This window comes from Methylobacterium aquaticum (assembly GCF_001043915.1).
GTDB classification, from domain to species: Bacteria; Pseudomonadota; Alphaproteobacteria; order Rhizobiales; family Beijerinckiaceae; genus Methylobacterium; species Methylobacterium aquaticum.
On the sequence record NZ_LABX01000299.1, the window covers coordinates 1 to 3,477 of the forward strand.

The 3,477-nt window shown below is 72.5% G+C and carries 4 protein-coding genes; 2 read left to right on the top strand and 2 right to left on the bottom strand.

Annotated features, from left to right (window positions below; all coding sequences use genetic code 11):
• Both VP06_RS30365 and VP06_RS30370 read left to right on the top strand, forming a co-directional pair.
• Positions 1–1,617, top strand: a 1,617-nt coding sequence (locus tag VP06_RS30365; protein WP_048467549.1) for a DUF4118 domain-containing protein, incomplete at its 5' end; no start/stop codon positions are given.
• Positions 1,614–2,303 carry a response regulator transcription factor gene (locus tag VP06_RS30370; protein WP_048467550.1) on the top strand — a complete coding sequence of 230 codons (690 nt, stop codon included), beginning with the start codon at positions 1,614–1,616 and terminating at the stop codon, positions 2,301–2,303. The genes VP06_RS30365 and VP06_RS30370, both read left to right, overlap by 4 nt.
• On the opposite strand, the gene VP06_RS30375 is transcribed toward VP06_RS30370, so the two are convergent.
• Together VP06_RS30375 and VP06_RS30380 are read right to left on the bottom strand one after the other, a co-directional pair.
• The gene (locus VP06_RS30375; protein WP_245291377.1) at positions 2,279–2,479 is read right to left on the bottom strand and encodes a hypothetical protein; all 201 of its coding nucleotides are present in this window, start codon (positions 2,477–2,479) and stop codon (positions 2,279–2,281) included. The two genes, VP06_RS30370 and VP06_RS30375, sit on opposite strands and share 25 nt — an antisense overlap.
• Positions 2,480–2,683: 204 nt before the next feature.
• On the bottom strand, positions 2,684–3,049 hold the full coding sequence (locus VP06_RS30380) for a hypothetical protein (protein WP_048467551.1): 366 nt from the start codon (positions 3,047–3,049) through the stop codon (positions 2,684–2,686).
• Positions 3,050–3,477: the final 428 nt, after the last annotated feature.

Consider the following 3,477-nt stretch of genomic DNA (forward strand, 5'->3'; position numbering starts at 1 on the left):
GTGGCGGGCGAGGAGGCCGCCGGCGCCCCCGCCCCGCACAAGGGCCTGGGCACCGCCGCCCCGCCCCGGCCGAGCCTCCTGCCCTACGGGGCGGCGCTGGCGATGGTCGCGGGGGCGCTGGGCCTGGGCCTCGTCCTGCAATCCTCCCTCGGCCACGAGAGCACCGACCTCGTCTTCCTCACCGCCGTGGTGGCGGTGGCGGTGCGCTTCGGCCTCGGCCCGTCGCTCGCCGCCGTCCTGGCCTCGTCGCTCGCCTACAACTTCTTCTTCCTGCCGCCGCTCTACACCTTCACCATCGCCGACCCGACCAACGTCGTCGCCCTGTTCTTCTTCACCCTGGTGGCGGTGGCGGTCTCGAACCTGGCGGCCCGGGTGCGCGCCGAGGCGCGGATCGCGGGCGCGCGCTCGCGCACGACGGAGGCGCTCTACGGCTTCTCGCGCAAGCTCGCGGGCTGCGGCACCCTCGACGACGTGCTCTGGGCCACCGCCTACCAGATCGCCCTGATGCTGCGCCTGCGGGTGGTCCTGCTGCTGCCGCAGGACGGTCCCGCGCCGCGTCGCGGCGCCGTCACCGTCATGGCCGGCTATCCCCCGGAGGACTTCCTCGACGAGGCCGACCTGGCGGCGGCGACCTGGACCTTCGACCACGGCCGTCCGGCGGGCCGCGGCGCCGACACGCTCCCGGGGGCGAAGCGCCTGTTCCTGCCGTTGCGGACCGGCCGCGGCATGGTCGGGGTGGTCGGGCTCGACGGCGACAAGCCCGGCCCGCTCCTCACCCCCGACCAGCGCCGCCTCCTCGACGCCCTGGCCGACCAGGCGGCGCTCGCCATCGAGCGGGTCCATCTCGTCGAGGATCTCGACCGCGCCCGGCGCTCGGCCGAGGCCGACCGGCTGCGCCAGGCCCTGCTCTCCTCGCTCTCGCACGACCTCAAGACGCCGCTCGCCGCGGTGCTCGGCGCGGCCACGACCCTTCGCGATCTGAGGGACGCCCTCGGCCCGGAGGCGAAAGGAGAGCTGCTCGCGACGATGATCGACGAGGCCGAGCGCCTGAACCGCTTCATCGCCAACCTGCTCGACATGACGAAGCTCGAATCCGGCGCGCTCGCGCCCAACCTCGCCCCCCACGATCTCGCCGAGATCGTCGGGACGGCGCTCGAGCGGGCGGGCAAGATCCTCTCCCGCCACCGGGTCGAACTGGCGCTCGGCGCCGGCCTGCCGGCTCTGCGCCTCGACGCGGTGCTGATGGAGCAGGTGCTGTTCAACCTCCTCGACAACGCCGCCAAATATGCTCCCGAGGGCAGCCTGGTGCGGATCGAGGCGTGGCAGGAGACCCGGCGGGAGGGCGACGCGGTGTCCTTGACGATCCTCGACGAGGGCGAGGGCATCCCGGAGGGCGACGAGGAGCGGATCTTCGACACCTTCTACCGGGTGCGCAAGAGCGACCGGGTCCGGGCCGGGACCGGCCTCGGCCTTGCCATCTCCCGCGGCTTCGTCGAGGCGATGGGCGGGCGGATCACCGCCCGCAACCGGGGCGACCGGCCCGATTCCGCCTCGCCGGGCGCCGCCTTCACCCTGATCCTGCCGGTGCCGCGCACCGCCCTGGAGGATGCCGCGTGAGCAACGGCCTGCGTATCCTGGTCATCGACGACGAGCCGCCGATCCGCCGGCTCCTGCGGGTCGGCCTCGGCAGCCAGGGCTACGAGGTGGCCGAGGCGCCAAACGGCCGCGCCGCCCTCGACGGCCTGGAGCGGGAGGCGTTCGCCCTCGCGATCCTCGATCTCGGCCTGCCGGACATCGCCGGCCATACGCTCCTGGCGCAGATCCGCGCCCGCTGGCCCGACCTGCCGGTGATCGTGCTGTCGAGCCGCGACGACGAGGCCGGCAAGGTCGAGGCCCTCGATCTCGGGGCGGACGACTACGTCACCAAGCCGTTCGGCATGAACGAGCTTCTGGCCCGGATGCGGACGGCGCTGCGCCACCAGCTCGCGGTCGGCGGCGAGCGCCCGGTCTTCCGGGCCGGCGACCTCTCGGTCGATCTCGTGCGCCGGATCGTCCGGGTGGGCGAGCGCGAGGTGAAGCTGTCGCCCAAGGAATACGACGTGCTGCGCCTGCTGGTGCACCATGCCGGCAAGGTGCTCACCCATGCCCACCTGCTGCGCGAGGTGTGGGGCCATGCCGCCGACCCGCAATACCTCCGGGTCTATGTGCGCCAGCTGCGCCAGAAGCTCGAGCCCGAGCCCGAGCGCCCGCGCTACATCCTGACCGAGACCGGGGTCGGCTACCGGATGCGGGCGCCGGATTGAGGCGGCGTCCCGGCCGGGTCCTCCGGCGCGGAGGGCCGGACGCCGTCGGGCGCGCGGCGCACCCAGGCGTCGAGCGCCCAGCCGATCCCGCGGCCGGCGGCGGCCACGAAGACCAGCGACCCGGCGATGTGAAGGAAGAGCGGCGCGTCCGACAGGACGGGCAACGGGCTGGGCAAGGCGGTGACTCCCTGATCTCGCCGGCAAGAAGACCGCCTGGCCCGGGCGGGCCGCCAGTGCTCCGGCGCCACACTGACCGGGAGGCGGCCCGGGAGACGGCGGCCGCCCGAGGGGAGCGGCCTCGACCGCGCGGCAGGCGGAGGGCCGCTGTGGCGGCTGTGCCGCAGCCGCGGGCGGCGATCCGTCGGGGTTCGCCCGCCGAATCAGCCCGCCGCGATCGCCGCGCGCGGCCCGCCCGCCTGCATCGGAAGCCTGACCGTCGCCGCCAAGGTCTCGCAGCAGCGGATCGGCAGCGGGCAATCCCTCCCGGCGCCGCGGTGGCAGCGGTGGCGCGCCGGTGCCGGGCGAAGAGTGTCCTCCATGGCGCTGGACAAGCTGGCCAGCAGCACGGTCTCCTGATGGTACTCGAAGCCCAGCGAGACGCGCATGCCCCGCAGGACGTTCCGCTCGTGATCGGTCGACAGACCGTTCCGCTCACGCGCCTCGATCAAGGAAACCTGCCGGGTCGCCCGATCGCACGTCGCCTCGATATTGGAGTGAACTTGGGTGAGCAGCGCCCATACGTCCATTCTGGCCCCCGCCTTGTTCGTCGCAGCGTCCCTTGCACTGCAACACGCGCGGATCTTCTGCCGTCTGCGTAGGGTCAACTGTAACGAAGTCGACACGACTGGCGAGAGGTATGACGGTTAGATAATACCAACGGTCGTTGGAAACGACCTTTGGTGCCGTTCGCGAATTTTCGTCAAGCCTCTGGCTTGACATCGAAAATTCGAGATGGAGCAACGGCCGGATGCGTCAGCATCTTCGGCCGTTGGTATGAAATCTCCTTTCGCCCGCCCGTCATCGGCTTGCCCCTGGCCTCCGGGCGGCGGATGACCGCGCCGTCCCTGACCGCGCCTTGTGCCCCCGATGATCGTCCGTCCCCGCCCCGGCGCCCTCCCGATCCTTTTCCCGCTGCCCCTGTCGATCCTGCCGCCGATCCCCCCGCCGGTGCTCG